Below are 23,638 nucleotides of genomic sequence, written 5' to 3'. Positions count from 1 at the left end.
CGGCATGTTCCCCTTCGGGGCCCAGGGGGAGATTCCGGTTGTTCGTCATTGATTTGCGTCGCGCGTTGCGACGCATCGCCTGGATCGTGTCGCTAATGCCGCTGGCATGGATGGCGCCGGCCGCGGCGGCCGACCCGCGCGTGGAACGATCGCCGGCCCCCGGCTGGGTCGAGTGGCTGGCCCAGCCCGCGGTCAATCCCGATCGTATCCGTGCCGCCCAGGGCGGCGTCTATGATCTGCTGTACGACAGCCAGGTCCGCACCGGCAGCGGGCCGGAGCAAAGCTTCCTCCGTCGTATGATCAAGGTGATCGACCGTGCCGGCCTCGAGGACGCGGCGCAGACCAAGATCGATTTCGATCCCGCGTTCGAAAGACTGCTGCTTCACCGCGCCGCGATCTGGCGCGACGGGCGGATGATCGATCTGACCGCGACTGCTGATATCGACATCCTGCGGCGCGAGGGCGAGCTCGACAACGGCATCATCACCGGCCGGCGCACCGCGCTGGTGCGACTCGACGACGTCCAGGTCGGCGATGTGATCGACATCGCCTGGACCTGGCAGGCCGTGTCGAGCCCCTGGCCCGGCGACTATTTCGCGCAGCCCGATTTGGGCTGGGCAGTGCCGGTGGGGCTGACCCGCTTCCGGCTGATCACGCCTGTCGGCAAGCCTCTCGCGATCCGTCAGTCGGTAGGATTGCCCGGGCCGGTGGTGCACTCGGCCGGCGGCATGGTCGAACGCGACTGGCGGGTGGCCGATGCTGCTCCCATCCCGGAGATCGGCCGTACGCCCGCCTGGTGGCATGGCTGGCCCTGGCTCGACATCTCCACCATGCCGAGCTGGGCCGCCGTCGCCGATGCGGGCAGGCGGCAGTTCCAGGTCGATCGGACCTTGCCTGCCCCCTATGCCGCGAAGGTCGACGCGATTGCCGCGGCCAGCGCCGATCCGGCCCGGCGCGCGATCGCCGCGCTACGGCTGGTGCAGGATTCGATCCGCTATACCAGCCTGTCGATCGGTCTCGGCGGCTTCGTGCCGCGCAGCCCGGCCGAGGTGATCCGCAGCGGCTTCGGCGACTGCAAGGACAAGAGCGAGCTGCTCGCGACGACGCTGAACCGGCTCGGCATCCCCGCCTGGCCGGCGTTGACGGACAGTGACGAGGGGCCCGGGCTCGCCAGCCGCCTGCCCAGCGCGGCGGCGTTCGACCATGTCATCGTGCTGGCTCGGGTCAATGGCCGCGACCATTGGCTCGACGCGACCATGTCGCATCAGGGTGGCACCCTCGCGACCCTGGCGGCGCTGCCCTATGGCTATGCCCTGCCGCTGCGCCCCGGTCAGCGCGCGCTGGCCGGCATCCCGAATCCGGTGCCCTCCGCCCATACGATGACGGTGGTCGAGACCTATCGCTATGCCGGCGGCGGGCTGACGCTCGACGTGGAGACGGTGTTCAGCGGCGACGAGGCCGACATCAAGCGCTCGGAACTGGCCAGCTCGGGTGTCGCCAAGGTCGAGCGCGGCTATCTCGATTATTATCGCGGCGCCTATCCAGGCATCGCCCGTGCGGGGAATCTGCGCATCGCCGACGATCGCGATGCCAACCGCCTCGTCATCAGCGAGCGCTACAGCCTGCCGGGGACAGCGAAGGACTATGCGAAGACGATCGCCAACCTCCAGGTCACCGCCGAAAGCGTCCGCAGCCTCTACAAGGAGATCGACAACGCGGAGGATCGGACCGCGCCGATCGTGCTGCCCTGGCCGATCAAGCGCGTGCACCGCATCGTGCTCGACATGCCGGGTTACGGCATCGAGCTTCCCCACCTTGAGGGCAGCAGCGGCCCGGCCTTCGATCTGACCGGCAAGAGCTGGCATGACGGCGGCCAGGCGATCATGGAGTTCACGCTGACGGGCAAGGCACGAGTGCTGACGGCCAGCGAGGCGAAGGACTATGCGAAGCAGGTCGCCGCGTTGAACGACTCGACCAACTGGACGCTCGATGCCTCGACTCCGGGGCTGGCCCCGCTTGGGGCAAGCTGGATCGCCCTCGCCCTCGCCGTCCTGCTGATCCTCGGCTTCGCGGTGCTGGCTGGGTTGCGCCGGCGGAGCAGGCGGATGGCGCTGGTCGTGCGTAACGACACCAATTCCCAGCTCGTGATCCGCCACGTACCCATCACCCGGCGCAACGCGGCCTGAATTCAAGGAACGGAACCGCCGCTCATCGATTGAATCGCCCCCAAGGCAATCGGGGCAACGAAGGAACCGGCACATGGCCGCACGCGCCTATTGGCAGGGACAGATCAGGCTCGCGCTCGTCTCGATCCCGGTCGAGATATACACCGCGACGAAATCGGGCGCGCAGGTCAGCTTCAAGCAGATCCACGAACCGACCGGCAAGCCGATCCATTACGAGAAGGTCGTGACCGGCGTCGGTCCGGTCGACACCGACGAGATCATGAAGGGCTTCGAGTACGAGAAGGGCGAGTTCGTCCTTCTGGAGCAGGACGAGATCGACGCTGTGAAGCTCGAATCGAAGAAGACGCTCGAACTCACCCAGTTCGTCGACGCGAGCGAGATCGACGTGCTTTATTACGAAAAGCCCTATTTCGTGGTGCCCGCCGACGACCTCGCCGAGGAAGCATTCATTGTCCTGCGCGAGGCGCTCCGCCGCACGAAGAAGGTCGGGCTCGGCCAGCTCGCGATGCGCGGCCGCGAATATGTCGTGAGCCTGAAGCCGTGCGGGCGCGGCATGGTGCTCGAGACGCTGCGCTATGCCGATGAGGTCAACAAGGCGCAGGGCTATTTCCGCGACATTCCGGATTCGAAACCCGATGAGGATCTGCTCGAACTGGCCGAGGCGCTGATCGAGAAGAAGACCGGGGCCTTCGACCCGAAGGACTTCCACGACCACTATGTCGAGGCACTGAAGGGCCTGATCGAACGCAAGCGCAAGGCGAAGGGCCGCAAGATCCTCGAAGACACCAGCGACGAGCCGACCGGCCGCTCGGGATCGAACGTCGTCGACCTGATGGCTGCGCTGAAGAAGTCGATGGAGCGGCCCGGTGCCAGGCCCGCCAAAGAGCCTGCTGCGAAGAAGCCAGCGGCCAAAAAAGTCGCCGCGGCCCCCGCCAGGAAGCCGGCGGCGAAAAAGCGTGCATAGGCCGCCCTCCTGTACCCCCGCGAAGGCGGGGGTCCAGACTGGGCTCCCGCCTTCGCGGGAGCATAATTGATGGCGCGCGCGACTGACCCGTTGGCGGTGTACAACGCCAAACGCGATTTCGCCCTGACGGCGGAACCGTCTGGCACCCTCGCGCCTGGCCATGGCAACAGCTTCATGGTGCAGAAGCACGATGCATCGCGCCTCCACTGGGATTTCCGGCTCGAAATCGACGGCGTGCTGAAGAGCTGGGCGGTCACGCGCGGCCCAAGCCTCGATCCGAACGAGAAGCGCCTCGCAGTTCGTACCGAGGATCATCCGCTCTCCTACGCCACCTTCGAGGGCACGATCCCCAAGGGCCAATATGGCGGCGGCACGGTGATGCTGTGGGATCGCGGCACCTGGTCCCCGATCAAGGGCAAGAGCGCCAAGGACCTGGACAAGGGCCATCTCCATTTCGTGCTCGATGGCGAACGCATGAAGGGCGAATGGCTGCTGATCCGCCTGAAACCGCGCGGCAAGGAAAAGAGTGAGAACTGGCTGCTGCGCAAGATCGACGATGCCGAAGCCGGCGGCACCGACACGCTGGTGGAAGCCGCTCTCACCAGCGTCGCGACAGGCCGAACCATGATCGAGATAGCCGAGGGGAAGAAGGCCAAAAAGCTCCTCCCCGGAACGGGGAGGGGGACCGCCGGCCGCAGGCCGGTGGTGGAGGGGCTTGGAGCGCGGCGACGTGGCCTCGCTCCAAGCCCCTCCACCGCTTCGCGGTCCCCCTCCCCGTTCCGGGGAGGATTGCCGGCCTTCCGCGACTTCCAGCTCGCCACCCTGGTCGACAGCGTCCCCACCGGCAGCCGCTGGCTGCACGAAGTGAAATATGACGGTTACCGTGTGCTGATCGCGATCGGGGGCGCCAAGGTGAAAATCTACAGCCGCTCCGGCCTCGACTGGACCGAGAAATTCCCCGGCATCGCCGAGGCCGCGGCGACCCTGAACCTCGGCAACGCCCTGATCGACGGGGAAGTGGTCGCCTTCAAGGACGGCAAGCCCAGTTTTGCCGCCCTGCAGGACGCGATCGCCGAGGGCGGCGACATGACCCTGTTCGCCTTCGACCTGCTCGAACTCGACGGCGAGGACATCGCCGCTCTGCCCAACATCCAGCGCAAGGAGCGCTTGCGCCCCCTGATCGAAGGCGCCGATGCCCGCCTGCAATTCGCCGAGCATATCCTCGGCTCGGGCGAGCAATTGTTCGAGGCGATGTGCCGCGAAGGCTATGAGGGCATCGTCTCGAAGCTCGCCGATGCGCCCTATCGCGGCCAGCGCAGCAAGGGCTGGCTCAAGGTCAAATGCATCCGGCGCCAGGAATTCGTCATCGTCGGCTGGACGCCGTCCGACAAGTCGCGCGGCTTCCGCGCGCTGCTGCTTGGCCTGAACGGTCCGGACGGCTTCACCTATGCCGGCAAGGTCGGCACCGGCTTCGATACCGACACGATGCTCGATCTGAGCGCGAAGCTCGCTAAGCTCGAACGCAAGGAGCCGACGGTAAAGGCACCGCGCGCGGCGGTCCGCGGCGCGCATTGGGTCGAGCCGAAGCTGGTCGCCGAAATCGCCTTTGCCGAGACCACCCCCGACGGCGTACTGCGCCACTCGAGCTTTCTCGGCCTGCGCGAAGACAAGAAGGCGGCCGACGTCGTCGCCGAGAAGCCTGTCCCGGTTGAGACTACCCCGGTTCCGGAGGTGCATGTGAAAGTCAGCAGCCGCGATCGCCTGATCTTCCCCGATTCGGACGTCACCAAGGGCGATCTGGCCGATTATTATGCGCAGGTTGCGCCCGCCATGCTGCCCTGGGCGGCCAATCGGCCGATCAGCCTGGTCCGCTGCCCCCAGGGCCGCGCCAAGCGCTGCTTCTTCCAGAAGCACGATGCGGGCACCTTTGGCGACTATGTCCATCAGGTGCCGATCCGCGAGAAGGACGGATCGACCGAGAATTATATCTATATCGACGATGTCGACGGCCTGGTGACCTGCGTCCAGATGGGCACGATCGAATTCCATGGCTGGGGATCGTCGGTCGCGACGCTGGAACAGCCCGACCGCATGGTGTTCGATCTCGATCCCGACGAGGGTCTCGGCTTCGATGTGGTCAAGAAGGCCGCCGAGGATATCAAGAACCAGCTCGCCGAAATCGGCCTGGTCAGCTTCGCGATGCTCTCGGGCGGCAAGGGCGTGCACGCCGTGGTGCCGCTGAAGCCCCAGGCCGAGTGGCCGGCGGTGAAGGACTTCGCCGACCGTTTCTCCCGTGCGCTCGCCGAGGCGGAGCCGGAACGCTATGTCGCCAATATGGCCAAGGCCAAGCGCAAGGGCCGCATCTTCATCGATTATCTGCGCAACCAGCGCGGCTCGACCGCGGTCCTGCCCTATGTCGCCCGCGCTCGTTCGGGCGCGCCGGTCGCCGCGCCGGTGACCTGGGCCGAGCTGCGCGACATCGAGAATGCGCATCGCTGGGGCGTCCGCGACGGCGCCGAACTGCTCGAACGCGCCAATTCCCGTGCGCTTGCGGGATGGGGATTCGCCGATCAGCTACTGCCCGACCTCTGATCCTTGTTGCACGCGCGAAGGGATTGTGGTCGAGTCGCCATGTTCGTAGGGGAACGCCTTCAATCACCATGGCCACGCTCGCAGCGCCCTCTCTGCTCGATCCATCGATCCACGCCGCGCGCTGGATTGCGGACTATTGCGCGCGGGAGAAGAAGGGCGACGTGCTCTGCGCGGGTCGCGACGATCCCGCCTGGACCGCGATGTTCGAGGAACTGGCCGCGATCGCCGGCGACGATCTCGGCCATGCGCGCGACCGGGTGCAGCGCCACGCCGCCGATATCGGCACCGGCTTTCGCATCATCGGCGAGAGCGAGGAGCGCGCCTGGCCGCTCTCTCCCGTCCCGCTGCTGATCGAGGCCGACGAATGGGCCGGGATCGAGGCCGGCGTCGCCCAGCGCGCCGAACTGCTCGAAACGGTCCTGGCCGATCTCTATGGCGATGCGAAGCTGGTCGAGCGCGGGCTGATCCCCGCTGCGCTGGTCGCGGGCAGTCCCTTCTTCCTCCGGCCGATGGCGGGGCTGGTGCCGCCCGGCGGACATCACCTTCACTTCATCGCGATCGATCTCGGCCGCGGGCCGACCGGCGAATGGCGCGTACTGACCGATCATCTGCGCGCGCCCGCCGGCGCCGGCTATGCGCTGGAAAACCGGCTGGCGATCTCGCGCACGCTCGGCGGGCTGCAGGGCCGGCTCAACGTCAAGCGCCACGCGCCCTTCTTCGCGGCGTATCGCGACGGCCTCGCCGCTGCCTGCCGCCGCGCCGAGCCGCGCATCGGGCTGCTCACGCCGGGCCGCTACAATCCCAGCTATGCCGAACAGGCGCATCTCGCGCGCTATCTCGGTCTGCTGCTGGTCGAGGGCGCCGATCTCGCCGCGCTCGAAGACAAGCTCTATGTCCGCACCATCGGCGGGCTCAAGCGGGTCGATGCGATCTGGAACCGGCTCGATCCGCGCCTGCTCGATCCGCTCGCCTTCGATTCGCATTCGAGCATCGGCGTGCCCGGGCTGATCGACACGATGGCGGCGGGCAATGTCGTCATCTCCAACGTGCCGGGCGCCGGTGTGCTCGAATCGCCTGCCTTTGCCGCCTTCCTGCCGATGCTCGCGACCCGGCTGACCGGCAAGGACCTGCTCCTCCCCAATATCGCCACCTGGTGGTGCGGGCAGGACAAGGAGCGCGCCCGCGTGATCGAGGATCTCGATCAGCTGCTGATCGGCCCAGCCTTCGGCGTCCAGCCGCTCGGCCTCGAGGGGCTCATGCCCCGGCCGGGCGCGGAGATCACCGGCACGGCGCGTGCGGCCCTGCTCGACGACATGGCGCGACGGCCCCAGGATTATGTCGGGCAGGAGATCATCCGGCTGTCGACCATGCCGGTCGTCACCGACACGGGTCTGGCTGCGCGGCCCTTCACGCTCCGCGTCTTCGCCGCGCGCGGTGCCGATGGCAGCTGGGCGATCATGCCGGGCGGCTTTGCGCGGATCGGCGAACATAGCGATCCCCGCGCCTCGGTAATGGGCGAGGGCAACTGGTCGGCCGATGTCGCGGTGCACGGGCCGGAGCCGGTCGCCCCGGTCTCGCTGCTGCCGCCGAGCGATTCGATCCATGTCCGCCGCAACCCCGGCACCCTGCCGAGCCGGGTCGCCGACAATTTCTTCTGGCTCGGCCGCTATCTCGAACGCGGCGAGGCGCTGCTGAGCATCATCCGCGTGATGCTGGGCAATTCGATCGATGCCGATGCCGGTGCCGCGCTCGGCCCGGACACGGTCGGGCGGCTGGTCGGCATGGCGGTCAATATCGGGGCCGCGCCGCACCCGGCGAGCCTGCGGCGCGCTGACCTGACCCAGTTCACGCGCATAGCGATGGAATCGGGCGAGGGCGGCTGGCACAGCGTCCGCGCGATCAACCGGCTCGCCCGCGGCATCGGGCGCGGTTCGCGCGACCGGCTGGCGGCCGACATGGTCAAGCTGCTCGACGCGCCTTTCCCGACCAAGGGGGGCATGCTCGACAAGGCGGGCTCGCTCCAGCGCCGCTACGCCGCGCTCTCCGGCCTGTCGGTCGAGCATATGGGGCGCACCGCCGCGTGGCGGTTCCACGATCTCGGCCGCCGGCTCGAACGTGCGCTGACCGTGACGCGCGCGGTGCGGGTGTTCGGCATGCCCAATGGGACGATCGACGACCTGTCGACCCTGCTCGACCTGGCCGACAGCCAGATCAGCTATCGCCAGCGCTATCTGACCGGCATCGCCCGGGTGCCGGTGGTCGATCTGGTCGCGCTCGACCCGGGCAATCCGCGCTCGCTCGCTTTCCAGGTCGATCGCATCTGTGAGCATATGCGCGCCCTGCCGGTGCTCGGCGACGACGGCATGGACGAGCCGCAACAGGCCGTGGCGACCTTGCTGGTGTCGATCGTCTCGACCGCGACCGCGGCGACCCTCGACGAGAGCATATTGGGCGATCTGGAACGGCGGCTGTTCGCTTTGTCGGACGCGGTCGCGCGGCGCTACTTCCTGCAGGGTGCGGAACCGCTTCGCGCGGGCGGGCTGACGCTGGCGTGATCTACGATATCCGTCACGTGACGCGCTTCGACTACGGCGCTTCGGTCAAGTTCGCGCGCTGCAACCTGCGCCTGAAGCCGATCCACTGGTCCGGCCAGGAACTGCGCGATTATCGCCTGACGATCAGCCCCTCGGGCCGTACCGCGCCGGCGCGCGCCGAGGCCGGTCTCGCCAATGTCATGCGGCTGGTGGTCGAGGAGCCGGTGCGCCATCTCGTCATCGAAAGCGTGTCGCGCATCATGGTCGACCGGCCGGTGCCGATGCCGTCGGACAGCGACCCGACCCTGGCCGAGGTCGCGATCGCCGCGCGCGCCAGCCGCGACGCCTCGCCGGCGGGTCCGGCCAATTACCTCTTCCCCTCGCCGCTGATCCCGCTCGACCGCGACATCGCCGATTGGTGCGCGCAGGATCTCGATCCCGACCGTCCGTCGCTCGACGCGGCGATCGCGCTCGCCCGGCGCATCCAGGACGAGTTCGATTTCGATCCCGAAGCGACCCTGGTCGATACCGTCCCGCACGAGGCCTTCGCGAAACGCGGCGGCGTCTGCCAGGATTTCGCGCAGATCATGATCACCGGCCTGCGCGCCGCGGGCCTGCCCGCTGCCTATGCCTCGGGTTATATCCGCACCATCCCGCCGCCCGGCCAGCCCCGCCTGGTCGGCGCCGATGCGACTCATGCCTGGGTGTTGCTGTGGTGCGGCCCTGATCTCGGCTGGGTCGGCGTCGATCCGACCAACGGCATCTGGATGGCGGGCGACCATATCATCATGGCGATCGGCCGCGATTACGGCGAGATCGCGCCGATCGACGGCGTGGTGCTTGGCTCGGGCGCGCAGAAGATGAACGTCTCGGTCGATGTCGCGCCCGTGCTGGAAGCAGTCGCCTGACGCTCGGGGTTTGCGCTTCCGGCGTCGATCCCCCAAATAGGCGCCAGAATAGAAACAGAGGGCAAAAGTGGCCGATCCATATGCAACGCTAGGCGTGCCGCGCACCGCCAGCGAGGCCGATATCAAGAAGGCGTATCGGAAGCTCGCGAAAGAGCTGCATCCCGATCGCAACAAGGACAACAAGAAGGCGACCGAGCGGTTCAGCCAGGTCACCAACGCCTATGATCTGCTGACCGACAAGGACAAGCGCGCCCGGTTCGATCGCGGCGAGATCGATGGCGACGGCAACCCGGCGTCGCCGTTCGGCTTTGGCGGCGGCCAGGGCGGGTTCCGCCCGGGGCCGGGCGGCGGCGGGTCCCCGTTCGAGGCGGACGGCCCGGATATCAGCGACATCTTCGAGGGCATGTTCGGTGGCCGTAGTGGCGGCGGCGGTTTCTCCAGCGGGTTCGGCGGTTTCGGGCGCAAGCCCCAGCCAAAGGGCGCGAACGTCGCCTACAAGCTCAACGTCTCCTTCACCGATGCGGCGACGCTCAGCCCGCAGCGCATCACGCTCGCTGACGGCAAGACGATCGACCTCAAGCTGCCCGCCGGCCTCGAAAGCGGCTTCCAGATGCGCCTGGCCGGCAAGGGCCAGCCGGGGCCGGGCGGCAATGGCGACGGCATGGTGACGATCAGCGTCCAGCCGCACCGCTTCTTCACCCGGGATGGCGACGATGTGCGGCTCGATCTGCCGATCACTTTGTCCGAAGCGGTGCTCGGCGCCTCGGTGCGCGTGCCGACGGTCGAGGGCGCGGTGATGCTGACGGTTCCGCCCGGCTCGACCTCGGGCAAGGTGCTCCGCCTGCGCGGGCGTGGTTTCCACAAGAAGGGCGGCACGCGCGGCGACCAGCTCGTGACCTTGATGGTCGACCTGCCTGCGGGCGACGAGGCGCTGACCGAGTTCGTCCAGGGATGGAAGGATCGCGACAAGAGCAACCCACGCGCGGCCATGGGCGTTTAACCGCTGGGACCTGCACTCACAGCCGGAGATCGCCGTGACGGAGCGAATTTTGCCCTCTGGGAAGGAGAGAGGAGGGAGCGATGTGGATAACATCGTGACCGACGATCGACGCCCCCAGAGGGCAAAATTCGCCCGCCGCGAAGCGGTCGCTCGGAGAGGGCCTCCGGTCTGCGTCGCGTGGCTGGGACGGACTACCGGTCCGCCCTGCGCCGCGCTCCTTGCCGGCGGCCCTCTCCGGGCGATCACGGCGATCTCCGGCTGTGAGTGCAGGTCCTAATGCAGGAAGTTTCGCCCCAATCGCCCGAAGAACGCAGCAAAAGGCCGGGCGAGGGGCAGACCAAGCTCAGCCGGCGCATGGCCTTCATGCAGCCGGGCAGCTACGCCCGCGAGGTGCTCAAGCGCGTCTTCGTAGGCGTGTATAGCGACGGGTTCGTCCATGCCGGCAACCTCGCCTATCTGTCGCTGCTGACGCTCTTCCCCTTCTTCATCGTCGCGGCGGCGGTCGCGCGGCTGTTCGGGCAGACGGGGGAGGGCCTTCACGCGGTCGAGGCGTTCCTGCGCACCGTGCCGCCCAGCGTCGCGCAGGTGCTGCAGACGCCGATCACCGACGTGCTCACCGCACGCTCCGGCTCGCTGCTCTGGTTCGGCGCGATCGTCGGGCTATGGACCACGGCGAGCTTCATCGAGACGATCCGCGACATCCTCCGTCGCGCCTATGGCGTGAAATCGGTCCGGCCGTTCTGGCAATACCGGCTCTGGTCGATCGGACTGATCCTGACCGCGATGATCCTGATCCTGATCGCCTTCGCCTTTCAGATCATGCTGCTCGCGGTCGAACAGTTCATCCTGCGCGTGCTGCCCTTCGCGGCGGACGCGGCGACGATCGTGTCGGTCAGCCGGCTCGCGCCGGGCCTTGCGTTGTTCGCGGCGCTCTACATGGTGTTCTACGCGCTCACTCCGCGCAAATATCGCGACAGCAAATGCCCCAAATGGCCGGGCGCGCTGTTCACCGCGGGCTGGTGGCTGCTGGTCACCGCACTTCTGCCGGTCATCCTCGGTCTGCTCGGCAGTTACGATCTTACCTATGGCAGCCTGGCAGGCGTGATGATCGCGCTTATCTTCTTCTTCTTCGTCGGGCTCGGCCTGGTCGTTGGCGCCGAATTGAACGCGGCACTGGCGGAATCCGATGATGTGGGAGTAGAGGACCTCGGCGGCAGCAACAAACAGGAGGCGGCAGCAGCGTGACGGGATTGATGCAGGGCAAGCGCGGATTGATCATGGGCCTGGCCAATGATCGGTCGCTCGCCTGGGGAATCGCCAAGAAGCTCAGCGAAGCAGGCGCTGAGCTCGCCTTCTCATACCAGGGCGAAGCGCTCGAGAAGCGCGTAAGGCCGCTCGCCGAGCAGCTCGGCTCGACCTTGCTGATCGATTGCGACGTCTCCGACATGACAGCGCTCGACAAGGCGTTCGAGGACCTGGCGAAGGAATGGCCGACGATCGATTTCGTCGTCCACGCGATCGGCTTTTCCGACAAGAACGAGCTGCGTGGCCGTTTCATGGACACGACACTCGACAATTTTCTGCTGACCATGAACATCTCGGTCTACAGCTTCGTCGCGGTGGCGCAGCGTGCGGCGGCGATGATGCCCGATGGCGGCTCGCTGCTGACGCTCAGCTATTACGGCGCGGAAAAGGTCATCCCGCACTATAACGTCATGGGCGTGGCCAAGGCGGCACTTGAGACGAGCGTGCAATATCTCGCGGTCGATCTCGGCCGCGACAATATCCGCGTCAACGCGATCTCGGCCGGCCCGATCAAGACGCTCGCTGCTTCGGGCATCGGCGATTTCCGCCTGATCCTGAAATGGAACGAGCTGAACTCGCCGCTCAAGCGCAACGTGACGATCGAGGATGTCGGCGGCGCCGGCCTGTACCTGCTCAGCGATCTCGCCAGCGGCGTGACCGGTGAGGTGCATCATGTCGATGCCGGCTATCACGCGATCGGCATGAAGGCGGAAGACGCGCCGGATATCGCTTTGGTGTGATTTTTTTCTCCCTCTCCCAACGGGAGAGGGAAGGGGCCCGCCGCGCAGCGGTGGGAAGGGTGAGGGCGACAAAGCCATGATCGAACACGCCGGGTCGAGTGGTTCACCCTCACCCTCCCATCTTTCATATGGGTCCCTCTCTCTTCCGACGGGAGAAGGGTTTTGAGCCTCAACAGCTTCGGTCATGTCTTCCGGTTCACCACCTGGGGTGAGTCCCACGGCCCGGCGATCGGCGCGGTGGTCGATGGCTGTCCACCGGGGCTGATCATCTCCGAGGCGGACATCCAGCCTTTCCTCGACAAGCGCCGCCCGGGTACGTCACGCTTCACCACGCAGCGGCAGGAGCCGGACCAGGTCCGCATCCTCTCCGGTGTGTTCGAGGGCAGGACGACCGGCACACCGATCAGCCTGATGATCGAGAATGTCGACCAGCGCTCGAAGGATTATTCGGAGGTCGCCCAGGCCTATCGCCCGGGCCATGCCGACTATGCCTATGATGCCAAATACGGTTTTCGCGATTATCGCGGCGGCGGGCGCTCGTCGGCGCGCGAGACGGCGTCGCGGGTCGCTGCGGGGGCGGTCGCGCGGCTGGTGATCCCGGAGGTACGCATTCGCGCCTGGGTCGAGGCGATCGGCGGCGACCGGATCGATCCGGCCAATTTCGATCCCGACCAGATCGATGCGAACCCTTTCTTCTGTCCCGATGCCGAAGCCGCTGCGCGCTGGGAGGCGCTGGTCGATGGCGCACGCAAGGCGGGCTCCTCGCTCGGCGCGGTCATCGCGTGCGAGGCGACGGGCGTGCCCGCCGGCTGGGGCGCGCCGCTCTACGCCAAGCTTGACGCGGAACTCGCCTCGGCCTGCATGAGCATCAATGCGGTAAAGGGCGTCGAGATCGGCGACGGCTTCGACGCGGCGGTGCTACGCGGCGAAGAGAATGCCGATGCGATGCGTCCAGGCGCTGACAGGCCGGAATTCCTCGCCAACCATGCGGGCGGCATCGCGGGCGGGATCGCGACAGGTCAGCCGATCCGCGTCCGCGTCGCGTTCAAGCCGACCAGCTCGATCCTGACGCCGGTCGAGACGATCACGCGCAGCGGCGAGGCAACCGAGATCATGACCAAGGGCCGCCACGATCCCTGCGTCGGAATCCGCGGCGCGCCGGTGGTCGAGGCGATGGTCGCTTTGGTCCTGGCCGACCAGAGGCTGCTGCACCGGGCGCAGACCGGGCGCTGAGCGCCCGGCTCTGGCCGATCAATCCGCGAAGGGATCCCGCACGAGGATCGTGTCCTCGCGCTCGGGGCTGGTCGAGACCAGTGCCACCGGGCAATGGATCAGCTCTTCGATGCGGCGGATATATTTGATCGCCTGAGCAGGCAGATCAGCCCAGCTCCGCGCGCCGGCGGTCGATTCCTGCCAGCCCGGCATCGTCTCGTAGATCGGCTCGACCGCTGCCTGATCGGCGGCGTGCGAGGGGAAATAGTCGAGCGTCTCGCCGCGGAGTGTGTAGCCGACGCAGATCTTCACTTCGTCGAAGCCGTCGAGCACGTCGATCTTGGTGAGCGCGATGCCGGTGATGCCGCCGACCGCCGCCGATTGCCGCACCAGCACGGAATCGAACCAACCGCAGCGGCGCTTACGCCCGGTGACGGTGCCGAACTCATGCCCACGCTCGCCCAGCCGCTCGCCGGTGGCGTCTTCCAGCTCGGTCGGGAAGGGGCCGGAGCCGACGCGCGTCGTATAGGCCTTGGCGATGCCCAGCACGAAGCCGACTGCGCTCGGCCCGAGGCCAGACCCGCCCGCCGCCGTGCCCGAAATGGTGTTGGACGAGGTGACGAAGGGATAGGTGCCGTGGTCGACGTCGAGCAGCACGCCCTGCGCGCCCTCGAACAAGATGCGGCGCCCGCGGGCCCGCGCCTGGTTGAGGTTGCGCCAGGCGGGGCGGGCAAAGGACAGCACGAAATCGGCGATCGCGCGCAGTTCCTCGACCAGCGCCGCACGGTCGATCGGCGGCTCGCCGAAGCCGGCGCGGAGCGCGTCGTGATGCGCGGTCAGCCGGTCGAGCTGCGAATCGAGCGCGTCGAGATGGGCCAGGTCGCACACGCGGATCGCGCGGCGACCGACCTTGTCCTCATAGGCCGGGCCGATGCCGCGCCGCGTGGTGCCGATCTTGCCGGCGCCGCTGGCATCCTCGCGCAGCGAATCGAGGTCGCGGTGGAACGGCAGGATGAGCGCGCAATTGTCGGCGATCATCAGCGTCTCGGGCGTGATCGTCACGCCCTGACCGGCCAGCTTCTCGACCTCTGCCTTGAGCGCCCAGGGGTCGAGCACCACGCCATTGCCGATCACCGAGGGCGTGCCGCGCACGATGCCCGATGGCAGCAGCGACAGCTTGTAGACCTTCTCGCCCACGACCAGCGTGTGGCCGGCATTGTGGCCGCCCTGGAAGCGCACGACCATGTCGGCGCGCTCGGCGAGCCAGTCGACGATCTTGCCCTTGCCCTCATCGCCCCATTGGGCGCCGATTACTGCGACATTTGCCAAAACTGCGTTCCTTCGAATGAGGCGGTGCGGCGCTTAAAGAGCGCGCGCCGCGCCCTCTACCAAAATATGCGTGCAGAGCTGCGCCTCGGGCGTATCGCCCGCTTCGAGCGCAGCAACGGTGACCCAGCCTTGCGCCCGCATCGCGGCCGGGATGGCGGGGTCGGTATCCAGCGGCACGAACAGGCGCCGGCGGTCGACATCGGCGAGGCCCGCCGCGACGATCGCGTCGGCATAGAGCGAGAAGCCGGTCGCGGCTTCCTCGCTGCCGTCCTCATGGACGATGGTGTAGCTGCCGCCGCGCCCGATTTCGCCGCGCACGCCATCAGCGAAGATCGAGAAGCCGAGCCAGGTCTGATATTCGAACCCATGCCGCTCGGTCGGGTCGAGCGTCAGCGCGGTACGGCCCTTCAGCCCCGAAGCGATCTGCCAGAGCCCGTCGAGCCGCGAGCGCAGCGCGCCGCCGACATCGAAGGCGCAGAGCCGGTCATGCGCCGTTTCGAACGGGCCCGCCGCCTCGATCAGCGGGAGATAGGCCGGCGCGATCTCGGCAACGCCGCCGGCGTCCTTGGCGTCGAGCCGGTCGCGGAGCTGCTCGATCAGCCACGGCTCGACCGGGAGCGGGCCGTCCGCCAGGATCGTCACGAGGTCGGGCAAAGTGAAGTCGATCGAGATGCCACGCACGCCGGCCGCTTCGAGCGCCTCCACCGCGACGCCCACGATTTCCTTCGCGGCGGCGACGGTGTCGAGGCCGATCAGCTCGCAGCCGATCTGGCGCAGCTCGCGCTCCGGGCTGAGCTGCGAGGCGCGGAGCTTGAGCACCGGACCGGCATAGGACAGGCGGACCGGGCGCGGGTGATGCCCCATGCGCGTCGCGGCGATCCGGCCGATCTGCGCGGTCATGTCGGGCCGGATGGCGAGCGTCGCCTGCGACACCGGATCGACGAAGCGCACTGCGTCCTGCGCGCGCGCCGCCTTCAGCCGGCCGGCGAGACCTGCTTCGAACTCGGCCAGCGCAGGATCGGCACGCTCATAGCCATGCGCATAGGCCGCCCCGAGCACTGCCGCCTCGAGGCGTGCTGCGGCATCGCCGAACGGCGGCAACCGGTCGCGGAAACCTTCGGGGAGCAGAGCATGAGTCATCTTAAGCCCTCTCCCCTCCGGGGAGAGGGTTTGGGAGAGGGGCAGTCCCAAGCGCATCGCTGATCGCCCGAAGCACCCCTTCCACATTCGACATGACGTCGCCGTTGTTGAACCTGATCACCCGATAGCCTTGCTGTTCAAGCCACGCCGTTCGGCGTGCGTCATTTTTCTCGTTGCCCGCATGGGTGTCCCCGTCAAGCTCGATGACCAGCTTGCGCAGGCGCGCGGCGAAATCGACGATGTATGGGCCGATCACAACCTGACGCGAAAACTTGACATTTCCGAAGCGCTTGGCCCGAAGGGCGGTCCATAATTCGCGTTCAGGCTGTGTGAGCTCGCTTCGCATAGCCTTTGCGCGCTTGAGCAATTTCTCGTCCGTTGCCGGCACAGCCCCTCTCCCAAACCCTCTCCCCGGAGGGGAGAGGGTTTTAGATAGCCTAGAAGCTGAGCCCCATCACGGTCTTCACGCCGGCCAGCGCGCGGACCTTGGCGATCAACTCTTGCGTCACCGGCTCATCGACCGAGAGCAGCAGCACCGCTTCGCCGCCGGCCGAACGGCGGCCGAGATGGAAGGTGCCGATGTTCACGCCCTCCTCGCCGAGCAGCGAACCGAGCCGGCCGATAAAGCCGGGCGCGTCCTCGTTGACGACATAGAGCATGTGCCCGACCAGATCGGCCTCGACCTTGATGCCGAACAGTTCGACCAGGCGCGGGGCCGCGTCGCCGAACAGCGTACCCGCGACCGAACGGTCCCCGGCATCGGTCTTCACCGTCACGCGCAGCAGCGTGTGGTAATCGCCCTCGCGGTCATGGCGGACCTCCCGCACGTCGATACCGCGCTCCTTGGCGAGGAACGGCGCATTGACCATGTTCACCGTGTCCGAATGCACGCGCATCAAGCCGGCGAGCACCGCGGAGGTGATCGGCTTCTGGTTGAGCGCCGCCGCCGCACCCTCGACCTCGATGTTGATGCCCGACAACGCGCCGTGGGCGAGCTGGCCGATCAGCGAACCGAGCTTCTCCGCCAGCGCCATATACGGCTTGAGTTTCGGCGCTTCCTCGGCCGACAGGCTCGGCACGTTGAGCGCGTTGGTGACGCCGCCCGAGACGAGATAATCGGCCATCTGCTCGGCGACCTGGATCGCGACATTGACCTGGGCTTCCGAGGTGGAGGCGCCGAGATGCGGTGTCGATACGAAGTTGGGCGTGCCGAACAAGGGCGAATCCTTGGCAGGCTCCTCGACGAACACGTCGAGCGCGGCACCAGCAATATGGCCCGAATCGAGCCCGGCCTTCAGCGCCGCCTCGTCGATCAGTCCGCCGCGGGCGCAGTTGATGATGCGCACGCCCTTCTTGGTCTTGGCGAGGTTCTCGGCCGACAGGATATTGCGGGTCTGGTCGGTGAGCGGGGTGTGCAGCGTGATGAAGTCGGCGCGGGCGAGCAGATCCTCGAGCGTGACCTTCTCGACACCCGTTTCGATCGCGCGTTCGGGGGTGAGGAAAGGATCATAGGCAATCACCTTCATCTTCAGGCCGCGGGCGCGGTCGGCGACGATCGAACCGATATTGCCGGCGCCGATCAGGCCGAGCGTCTTCGAGGTCAGCTCGACGCCCATGAAGCGGTTCTTTTCCCACTTGCCGGCCTGGGTCGAGGCATCGGCCTCGGGCAGCTGGCGGGCCAGCGCGAACATCAGTGCGATCGCATGCTCGGCGGTGGTGATCGAATTGCCGAACGGGGTGTTCATGACGACCACGCCCTGTGCCGAGGCCGCGGGGATATCGACATTGTCGACCCCGATGCCGGCGCGGCCGACGACTTTCAGGTTGGTGGCGTGCGCCAGGATGTCCTTGGTCACCTTGGTCGAGCTGCGGATGGCGAGACCGTCATACTGGCCAATGATCGCCTTCAGCTCGTCGGGCGTCTTGCCGGTGATCTCGTCGACCTCGACCCCGCGTTCGCGGAAGATCTGGGCGGCCTTGGGATCCATTTTGTCGGAAATGAGGACTTTGGGCATGGTGGTGCCTTTCATGATCGTGGGGAATTGTGCTCCCGTGAAAGCGGGAGCCCAGACTGGGTCCCCGCCTTCGCGGGGACACAAATGAAGTCAGGCCGCGACGGTGACCGAGGCGTAGGCCCAGTCGAGCCAGGGGCCGAGCGCCTCGATATCGGCGGCGTCGACGGTCGCGCCGCACCAGATCCGGAGGCCCGCCGGGGCATCGCGGTAACCCGCAATGTCATAGGCGGCATCCTCGGCTTCGAGCAGACTGGCGAGCTTCTTGATCAGCGCCTCGTCGGCGCCCTCGACCGTCAGGCATACGCTGGTCTTCGATCGCGAAGCCTGGTCCAGCGCGAGATGGCCGAGCCACGGGCGATCCGCGACGATCCTGTCGAGCGCGGCGGCATTGGCATCGCTGCGCGCGATCAGACCCTGCAGCCCGCCCAGGCCCCTGGCCCATTCGAGCGCGAAGATCGCGTCCTCGACGGCGAGCATCGACGGGGTGTTGATCGTCTCGCCCTTGAACACGCCCTCGGTCAGCTTGCCCTTGGAGACGAGGCGGAACACCTTCGGCAGCGGCCATGTCGGCGTGAAGCTTTCCAGCCGCTCGACCGCGCGCGGGCCGAGGATCAGCACGCCGTGGCCGCCTTCGCCGCCCAGCACCTTCTGCCAGGAGAAGGTGGCGACATCGATCTTGTCCCAGGGCAGGTCGTAGGCGAACACTGCACTGGTCGAATCGGCGAAGCTCAGGCCCTCGCGGTCGCCCGGGATCCAGTCGCCGTTGGGCACGCGCACGCCCGAGGTCGTGCCGTTCCAGGTGAACAGCACGTCGTTCGACCAGTCGACCTGAGCCAGGTCGGGGAGTTGGCCGTAGTCGGCGCGGAGGACGGTCGGGTCGAGGCCAAGCTGCTTGACCGCATCGGTTACCCAGCCCTCGCCGAAGCTCTCCCAGGCGAGCGCCGTCACCGGCTTCGCGCCCAGCATCGTCCACATCGCCATCTCGAACGCGCCGGTGTCGGAGCCGGGGACGATGCCGATGCGGTGGGTATCGGGGAGCTGCAGCATCTCGCGCATCAGGTCGATCGCATATTGCAGGCGCGTCTTGCCGAGCTTCGAGCGGTGTGACCGGCCGAGCACTTGAGTCTGGAGCTTTTCGGGGGACCAGCCCGGCGGCTTCGCGCAGGGACCGGAGGAGAAATAAGGACGCGCCGGCTTCGTCGCCGGAGGCGCAGGTAGTTCAGTCATGTCAGTCTCTCCTTGCAGAGAGCACGCGCGGCGTTGGGACCGCGTGGCCCGTCGACGGCCCTAGCGATCTGCGGCGCCACGTCAATGCGATTTCTGCTGCGATGCGGCGAACGCTGTGTATTTCAGCCATTGTCCGGGTGCATATCGGCGCCGGCTCGCCACGACCGAACATGCGCCGCATTGCCTTCGCCAGTGAGCGCGATATTCCTCGCCGCGGCAATGCGGGGTCAGTCGATATGACGCGTCCGATATTCTGCCGGGCCTCTTGCGGGCGCGGCACGGCTGGAGGAGCCGGTCGCGTCGTCTGGCCGGGGTGGACGGCTGCGGCAATGGCGATGATGTTGCTGCTCGCCGGGTGCGGGCGCGGGGACGAACGCCCGCGGCCCCGGCCGGTCGGGGCGCGGCCGGTGACGCTCAACCTGCCGACCTCGCGCGAGACCCAGGCGTGCTTTGCCGACCTGTCGCGCGAGCAGGTGCGCTTCAGCCCGTTGCCGGACAGGGATTATGGCGGCGGGTGCTCGGTGATCGGATCGGTGCAGCTGATCGACATCGGGGTGCCGGTGACCAATTTGAAGGGCATGCGCTGCGGCCTTGCGCGGTCGTTCATCGCCTGGACGCGCCACGCGGTCGCCCCCGCGGCACGGCAGATCCTGGGCAGCGACCTGGTGCGCGTCGAAAGCTTCGGATCCTATTCGTGCCGCAACGTGGTGGGATCGGCGACGGCGGGGAACAGGCTGTCGGGGCACGCCATCGCCAATGCGGTCGACATCTCGGCGTTCGTGCTGGCCGACGGGCGGCGGGTGACGGTGCTGAACGGCTGGCGATCGAACGACCCGGACGAGCGGGAATTCCTGCAGGTGATCCACAGCTCCGCCTGCAAGCGCTTCGGCACGGTGCTGAGCCCGGATTACAACGCGGCGCACGCCAACCATCTGCACCTGGAAGACGACCGCGCGCGTTTCTGCCGCTGAGCTTCATCGGCTAAGCTTCATCTCGCGGCGTTTTTCGGCTAGGGCCTGATCAAATGACAGAGACACATGTACCGTCGCGGGTCTTTCCGCGCGCTCGCCAGGATGCCGAAACCGCCAATGCCGGGATCAGCACCCCCCAGACCGAAAACCCGGCCTATCGCCTCGCCTTCCAGGACATGGATTTCCTGCTGCGCGAGGATCTCCGCCCGGTCCGCTTCCAGCTCGAACTGCTCAAGCCCGAGCTGATCCTGGCCGAGGCGAACATCGCCTCCACTTTCGTGATGTACGGATCGGCGCGCATCCCCGAGCCGGCCAAGGCCAAGGCATTGCTCGAGCTGGCCGAAGGCGAGGAAGCGATCCGCATCGCCAAGAGCCTGGTCGCCAAGTCGAAATATTACGACGTCGCCTATGAACTGGCGCAGCTCGCCAGCGCCTGCCCGCGCGACGAGGAAGGCAAGCGCCACTTCGTGGTCTGCTCGGGCGGCGGCCCCTCGATCATGGAAGCGGCGAATCGCGGCGCGGCGGAGGCCGGGCACGAATCGATCGGGCTCAACATCGTGCTGCCGCACGAGCAGGCGCCGAACCCCTATGTGACGCCGTCGCTGAGCATGCAGTTCCACTATTTCGCGCTCAGGAAGATGCACTTCCTGCTCCACGCACGGGCGCTCGCGGCCTTCCCGGGCGGCTTCGGCACGTTCGACGAGCTGTTCGAGCTGCTGACGCTGATCCAGACCGGCAAGATCAAGCCGATCCCCGTGCTGCTGTTCGGCCGCGAGTTCTGGAACCGCGTGGTCAATTTCGAGGCGCTGGTCGAGGAAGGCGTGATTTCCGCGCGCGACCTCAACATCTTTACGTTCGTCGAGACGGCGGAAGAGGCGTGGAAGGTGGTGCAGGAGTTTTATCAGGAGCCCGCGGGCGAGGCGGAGTGAGGCGGGACTGATGCACCAAGCCTGAAATCGGGGCCACCCCGAACCGTTCGTGGCGAGTCGAGATCGAGGTGGCGCAGCCGTAGCGACACTGACACAGACGATGCTCCTCTCCAGTGGGAGAGGATAGTGAAGCTTGGCAACTTGTTGCCTAGCGAAACTTGGTGAGGGGCTCCGGGAGCCCTCGATAGCTCCCGGAGCCCCTCACCAACTCCGACTAGTTCGCTGCGCTCTCAAGTCTTCGTATCCTCTCCCACTGGAGAGGAACAAGGTCCGGCTGAAACAGGCCTCCAGCAAAAACAAGAAAGGCCGCGCCCCCCCCGGCGCGGCCTTTTTCGCAACCGATCTCCCGGCGTTTGCCGGGGAAGCGATTACTTCTTCTTTTCAGCCTGAACCGCAGCGTTCGGATCGACCGACGGTGCGCCCGGTGCCGGGGCTGCGCCCTCCGAGAGATTCGCGGCGGCCGGCGCCGACGCATTGGCGTCCGCACCCTCGGCCGGCGCCGCTGCGGCGCCTGCGGCAGGCGCCGCCGGGAGCGGCAGGTTCGAGCCCTGCTGGTTGAGATAGGCGATCGCATTGGCGCGATCCTGCGGGTTGCCGAGGCCGGCAAAGGTCATCTTCGTGCCCGAGGCGAAGGCGCGCGGGCTGGTCAGCCAGGCGTTCATCGCCTCGAAGTCCCATTTGCCGCCCTTGGCCTTGAGCGCATCGGAGAAGGCGAAGCCACCCTTGCCCTCGGCGATGCCCTCGCCGAGCGTCGCATAGAGATTCGGGCCAATGCCGTTCGGCCCGCCCTGGTTGATCGTGTGGCAGGCAGCGCACTTCTTGAACACCTCGGCGCCCTTCGCCGGATCGGCGGTCGCCATCAGGGTCGCGATCGGCACAGCCGCCGCGCCGCCCTCGGCGCCCTCTTCTGCGACACCCTCGATCGGGTAGCCCATCTTCTCGAGATGATGCGGCTGGAACACCATTCCGCCCACGATCGAAAGCCCCAGCGCCACGCCGCATGCGCCGAGCACCCAGCCCGCGATCGTGTTCGTCCGATTGTCCATTGCCAAGTTGCCCCTGTCGGAAAGTCGGCTCCCTTTAGATTCGGTGGAGCGTCACCGCAAGCCGCGCTTGTGCAAGAACAAAGGCACCGGTAAGCGCGCCGCTCCATGGACAATTTCGCAGCCCCCGCGCGGCCCATCGTTGCGCGCATGATCGAGGAAGCCGCGGCGCACCCGGAGCGCGCCGTCGCCTTCCAGGGCGCCCCCGGCGCCAATTCCCATATCGCGGCCCTGCAGGCCTTTCCCGACGGGTTGCCATTGCCCTGTTTCGACTTCGCCGATGCGATCGACGCGGTGCGCGACGGCCGCGCCGATTGCGCGATCATCCCCATCGAGAATTCGCTGCACGGCCGCGTCGCCGACATGCATTTCCTGCTGCCCGAATCGGGCCTGGTCATCACCGGCGAGCATTTCTTGCCGATTCACTATGCGCTGATGGGATCGGGCAGGCTGGAGGATGTGCGCGAGGCGACGAGCCATCCCCAGGCGCTCGGCCAGTGCCGCCACTGGCTCCGCGAGCGAGGCATCGTGCCGATCGCCTATCCCGATACCGCGGGCGCCGCCGCGCTGGTGGCGGAGAAGGGCGACCCGGCGCTCGCCGCGCTCGCCCCGCCGATGGCCGCGCCGATCTATGGCCTGGACGTGCTGTGCGACGGCATTGCCGATGCCGATCACAATACGACGCGCTTCCTGGTGCTGGCGCGCGCCGGCCATGCGCCGATCGGCGACGGGCCGTTCATGACGACCTTGATCTTCGAAGTGAAGAACGTGCCCGCCGCGCTCTACAAGGCGATGGGCGGCTTCGCGACCAACGGCGTCAACATGACCAAGCTGGAAAGCTATCAGCGCGGCGGCACTTTCGCGGCGACCGAATTCTATGCCGATGTCGAGGGCAAGCCGGGCGACCCGCGCCTGGACAATGCGATCGCGGAGCTTGGCTTCCACTCGAAATGGGTGCGGGTGCTGGGGACGTACCGGCAGGCGCGGGCGCGGGGGTAGGATTCTGCCGTCGTGTTGTGATCAGGTGGCGATGTGTCGGAGGTGACAGCGGGACGTCGCTATCTGGTGGTTCTTGGGCCTTGTTATGCCTTCGGAATAGCGGCCGGCGGCAAAAAACCGCTGGGTCGTCGCCCAGCGGTCTTTCAGTTGTTGCGCTTCTGAATCTCAGCACCACCGCCCAGCGCTGAGTAATTACCGGGGAAAATGATAAGTCAGGCCTCGCGTCTGTATTCAGCCCCAATAATCCCTATATAGCGTTTATGGCTGCTGCTGATTACTCGACGACGGATGTTGAAGCGCTGAGGAATCTCGCCGGAGCAGCTGATTCCCGCGTTCAAGCCCAACTCGCTGCTGCCCTGGCCGCAGACCAACGCGCGCTCGTCTTAGCAGGGCTCCTTGCCGCTGGCGCTGCAGCATTCGGGAGCGCTGCGGCCGCGGTGTTGACCGGCTCAAACGTAGACCACTATCTAGGCCGTAGACTCATAAACGCGGAGCCACAGGCGCATTGATGCGATCTGGACCATGGCGAGGAAGTTCTCCGCCA

The 23,638-nt window shown here is 66.9% G+C and carries 18 protein-coding genes; 12 read left to right on the top strand and 6 right to left on the bottom strand.

What is annotated here, in order from left to right; translation table 11 throughout:
- Nucleotides 1-38 precede the first annotated feature (38 nt).
- The 9 genes from AC1RT8_RS13380 to aroC all read left to right on the top strand — a co-directional run bounded on the left by AC1RT8_RS13380 (nucleotide 39) and on the right by aroC (nucleotide 13,462).
- A complete protein-coding gene (locus AC1RT8_RS13380) occupies nucleotides 39-2,186 on the top strand; it encodes a DUF3857 domain-containing protein (RefSeq protein WP_493076152.1) in 2,148 nt (715 codons plus the stop codon).
- 73 nt (nucleotides 2,187-2,259) lie between these two features.
- Nucleotides 2,260-3,150: a non-homologous end joining protein Ku gene (ku, locus tag AC1RT8_RS13375; RefSeq protein WP_493076151.1), complete on the top strand. Its 891-nt coding sequence runs from the start codon at nucleotides 2,260-2,262 to the stop codon at nucleotides 3,148-3,150.
- A 69-nt stretch (nucleotides 3,151-3,219) separates the two neighbouring features.
- A complete protein-coding gene (ligD, locus tag AC1RT8_RS13370) occupies nucleotides 3,220-5,742 on the top strand; it encodes a DNA ligase D (protein WP_493076150.1) in 2,523 nt (840 codons plus the stop codon).
- Between the two features lie 68 nt (nucleotides 5,743-5,810).
- Nucleotides 5,811-8,297 carry a circularly permuted type 2 ATP-grasp protein gene (locus AC1RT8_RS13365; protein ID WP_493076148.1) on the top strand — a complete coding sequence of 829 codons (2,487 nt, stop codon included), beginning with the start codon at nucleotides 5,811-5,813 and terminating at the stop codon, nucleotides 8,295-8,297.
- Nucleotides 8,294-9,184: a transglutaminase family protein gene (locus AC1RT8_RS13360; protein WP_493076147.1), complete on the top strand. Its 891-nt coding sequence runs from the start codon at nucleotides 8,294-8,296 to the stop codon at nucleotides 9,182-9,184. The genes AC1RT8_RS13365 and AC1RT8_RS13360 overlap by 4 nt, the downstream gene beginning before the upstream one ends.
- A 67-nt stretch (nucleotides 9,185-9,251) precedes the next feature.
- A complete protein-coding gene (locus AC1RT8_RS13355; RefSeq protein WP_493076146.1) occupies nucleotides 9,252-10,184 on the top strand; it encodes a DnaJ C-terminal domain-containing protein in 933 nt (310 codons plus the stop codon).
- A gap of 276 nt (nucleotides 10,185-10,460) precedes the next feature.
- The gene (locus AC1RT8_RS13350) at nucleotides 10,461-11,429 is read left to right on the top strand and encodes a YihY/virulence factor BrkB family protein (protein ID WP_493076145.1); all 969 of its coding nucleotides are present in this window, start codon (nucleotides 10,461-10,463) and stop codon (nucleotides 11,427-11,429) included.
- Complete coding sequence (fabI, locus tag AC1RT8_RS13345; protein WP_493076144.1) at nucleotides 11,426-12,229, top strand: enoyl-ACP reductase FabI; 804 nt, start codon at nucleotides 11,426-11,428, stop codon at nucleotides 12,227-12,229. Before AC1RT8_RS13350 ends, fabI begins: the two co-directional genes overlap by 4 nt.
- A 162-nt stretch (nucleotides 12,230-12,391) precedes the next feature.
- Nucleotides 12,392-13,462 carry a chorismate synthase gene (aroC, locus tag AC1RT8_RS13340; RefSeq protein WP_493076143.1) on the top strand — a complete coding sequence of 357 codons (1,071 nt, stop codon included), beginning with the start codon at nucleotides 12,392-12,394 and terminating at the stop codon, nucleotides 13,460-13,462.
- Between the two features lie 18 nt (nucleotides 13,463-13,480).
- On the opposite strand, the gene AC1RT8_RS13335 is transcribed toward aroC, so the two are convergent.
- The 5 genes from AC1RT8_RS13335 to AC1RT8_RS13315 all read right to left on the bottom strand — a co-directional run bounded on the left by AC1RT8_RS13335 (nucleotide 13,481) and on the right by AC1RT8_RS13315 (nucleotide 19,152).
- Nucleotides 13,481-14,770 (bottom strand): adenylosuccinate synthase, encoded by a 1,290-nt coding sequence (locus AC1RT8_RS13335; protein ID WP_493076142.1) that lies wholly within the window; start codon nucleotides 14,768-14,770, stop codon nucleotides 13,481-13,483.
- A gap of 33 nt (nucleotides 14,771-14,803) precedes the next feature.
- Nucleotides 14,804-15,910 carry an ATP phosphoribosyltransferase regulatory subunit gene (locus tag AC1RT8_RS13330; RefSeq protein WP_493076141.1) on the bottom strand — a complete coding sequence of 369 codons (1,107 nt, stop codon included), beginning with the start codon at nucleotides 15,908-15,910 and terminating at the stop codon, nucleotides 14,804-14,806.
- Nucleotide 15,911: 1 nt separating this feature from the next.
- Complete coding sequence (locus tag AC1RT8_RS13325; RefSeq protein WP_493076140.1) at nucleotides 15,912-16,298, bottom strand: endonuclease domain-containing protein; 387 nt, start codon at nucleotides 16,296-16,298, stop codon at nucleotides 15,912-15,914.
- 49 nt (nucleotides 16,299-16,347) lie between these two features.
- A complete protein-coding gene (gene serA, locus AC1RT8_RS13320; protein WP_493076139.1) occupies nucleotides 16,348-17,925 on the bottom strand; it encodes a phosphoglycerate dehydrogenase in 1,578 nt (525 codons plus the stop codon).
- A gap of 90 nt (nucleotides 17,926-18,015) precedes the next feature.
- The gene (locus AC1RT8_RS13315) at nucleotides 18,016-19,152 is read right to left on the bottom strand and encodes a phosphoserine transaminase (RefSeq protein ID WP_493076138.1); all 1,137 of its coding nucleotides are present in this window, start codon (nucleotides 19,150-19,152) and stop codon (nucleotides 18,016-18,018) included.
- A 338-nt stretch (nucleotides 19,153-19,490) separates the two neighbouring features.
- Between AC1RT8_RS13315 and AC1RT8_RS13310 the strand changes: the two genes are divergently transcribed.
- A complete protein-coding gene (locus AC1RT8_RS13310) occupies nucleotides 19,491-20,123 on the top strand; it encodes an extensin family protein (RefSeq protein ID WP_493076520.1) in 633 nt (210 codons plus the stop codon).
- Between the two features lie 53 nt (nucleotides 20,124-20,176).
- Nucleotides 20,177-21,052 (top strand): LOG family protein, encoded by an 876-nt coding sequence (locus AC1RT8_RS13305; protein ID WP_493076137.1) that lies wholly within the window; start codon nucleotides 20,177-20,179, stop codon nucleotides 21,050-21,052.
- Nucleotides 21,053-21,420: 368 nt separating this feature from the next.
- Here AC1RT8_RS13305 and AC1RT8_RS13300 read toward each other — a convergent pair whose 3' ends face one another.
- Nucleotides 21,421-22,098, bottom strand: a complete 678-nt coding sequence (locus AC1RT8_RS13300; RefSeq protein ID WP_493076136.1) for a c-type cytochrome — start codon at nucleotides 22,096-22,098, stop codon at nucleotides 21,421-21,423.
- 105 nt (nucleotides 22,099-22,203) lie between these two features.
- Between AC1RT8_RS13300 and AC1RT8_RS13295 the strand changes: the two genes are divergently transcribed.
- The gene (locus AC1RT8_RS13295) at nucleotides 22,204-23,094 is read left to right on the top strand and encodes a prephenate dehydratase (RefSeq protein ID WP_493076135.1); all 891 of its coding nucleotides are present in this window, start codon (nucleotides 22,204-22,206) and stop codon (nucleotides 23,092-23,094) included.
- Nucleotides 23,095-23,638 lie beyond the last annotated feature (544 nt).

Source organism: Sphingomonas sp. GW821-FHT10F11, assembly GCF_058809095.1.
The sequence above is the reverse complement of the archived record's forward strand: the minus strand, read 5'-3'. Positions and strand labels throughout refer to the sequence as shown.

Bases quoted from the DNA above. Each gene is read 5' to 3' on its own strand.
- ku (WP_493076151.1), top strand. From the start codon at position 2,260: ATGGCCGCACGCGCCTATTGGCAGGGACAGATCAGGCTCGCGCTCGTC.
- ligD (WP_493076150.1), top strand. From the start codon at position 3,220: ATGGCGCGCGCGACTGACCCGTTGGCGGTGTACAACGCCAAACGCGAT.
- AC1RT8_RS13365 (WP_493076148.1), top strand. From the start codon at position 5,811: ATGGCCACGCTCGCAGCGCCCTCTCTGCTCGATCCATCGATCCACGCC.
- AC1RT8_RS13350 (WP_493076145.1), top strand. From the start codon at position 10,461: ATGCAGGAAGTTTCGCCCCAATCGCCCGAAGAACGCAGCAAAAGGCCG.
- AC1RT8_RS13330 (WP_493076141.1), bottom strand. From the start codon at position 15,910: ATGACTCATGCTCTGCTCCCCGAAGGTTTCCGCGACCGGTTGCCGCCG.
- serA (WP_493076139.1), bottom strand. From the start codon at position 17,925: ATGCCCAAAGTCCTCATTTCCGACAAAATGGATCCCAAGGCCGCCCAG.
- AC1RT8_RS13315 (WP_493076138.1), bottom strand. From the start codon at position 19,152: ATGACTGAACTACCTGCGCCTCCGGCGACGAAGCCGGCGCGTCCTTAT.
- AC1RT8_RS13310 (WP_493076520.1), top strand. From the start codon at position 19,491: ATGTTGCTGCTCGCCGGGTGCGGGCGCGGGGACGAACGCCCGCGGCCC.
- AC1RT8_RS13305 (WP_493076137.1), top strand. From the start codon at position 20,177: ATGACAGAGACACATGTACCGTCGCGGGTCTTTCCGCGCGCTCGCCAG.
- AC1RT8_RS13300 (WP_493076136.1), bottom strand. From the start codon at position 22,098: ATGGACAATCGGACGAACACGATCGCGGGCTGGGTGCTCGGCGCATGC.
- AC1RT8_RS13295 (WP_493076135.1), top strand. From the start codon at position 22,204: ATGGACAATTTCGCAGCCCCCGCGCGGCCCATCGTTGCGCGCATGATC.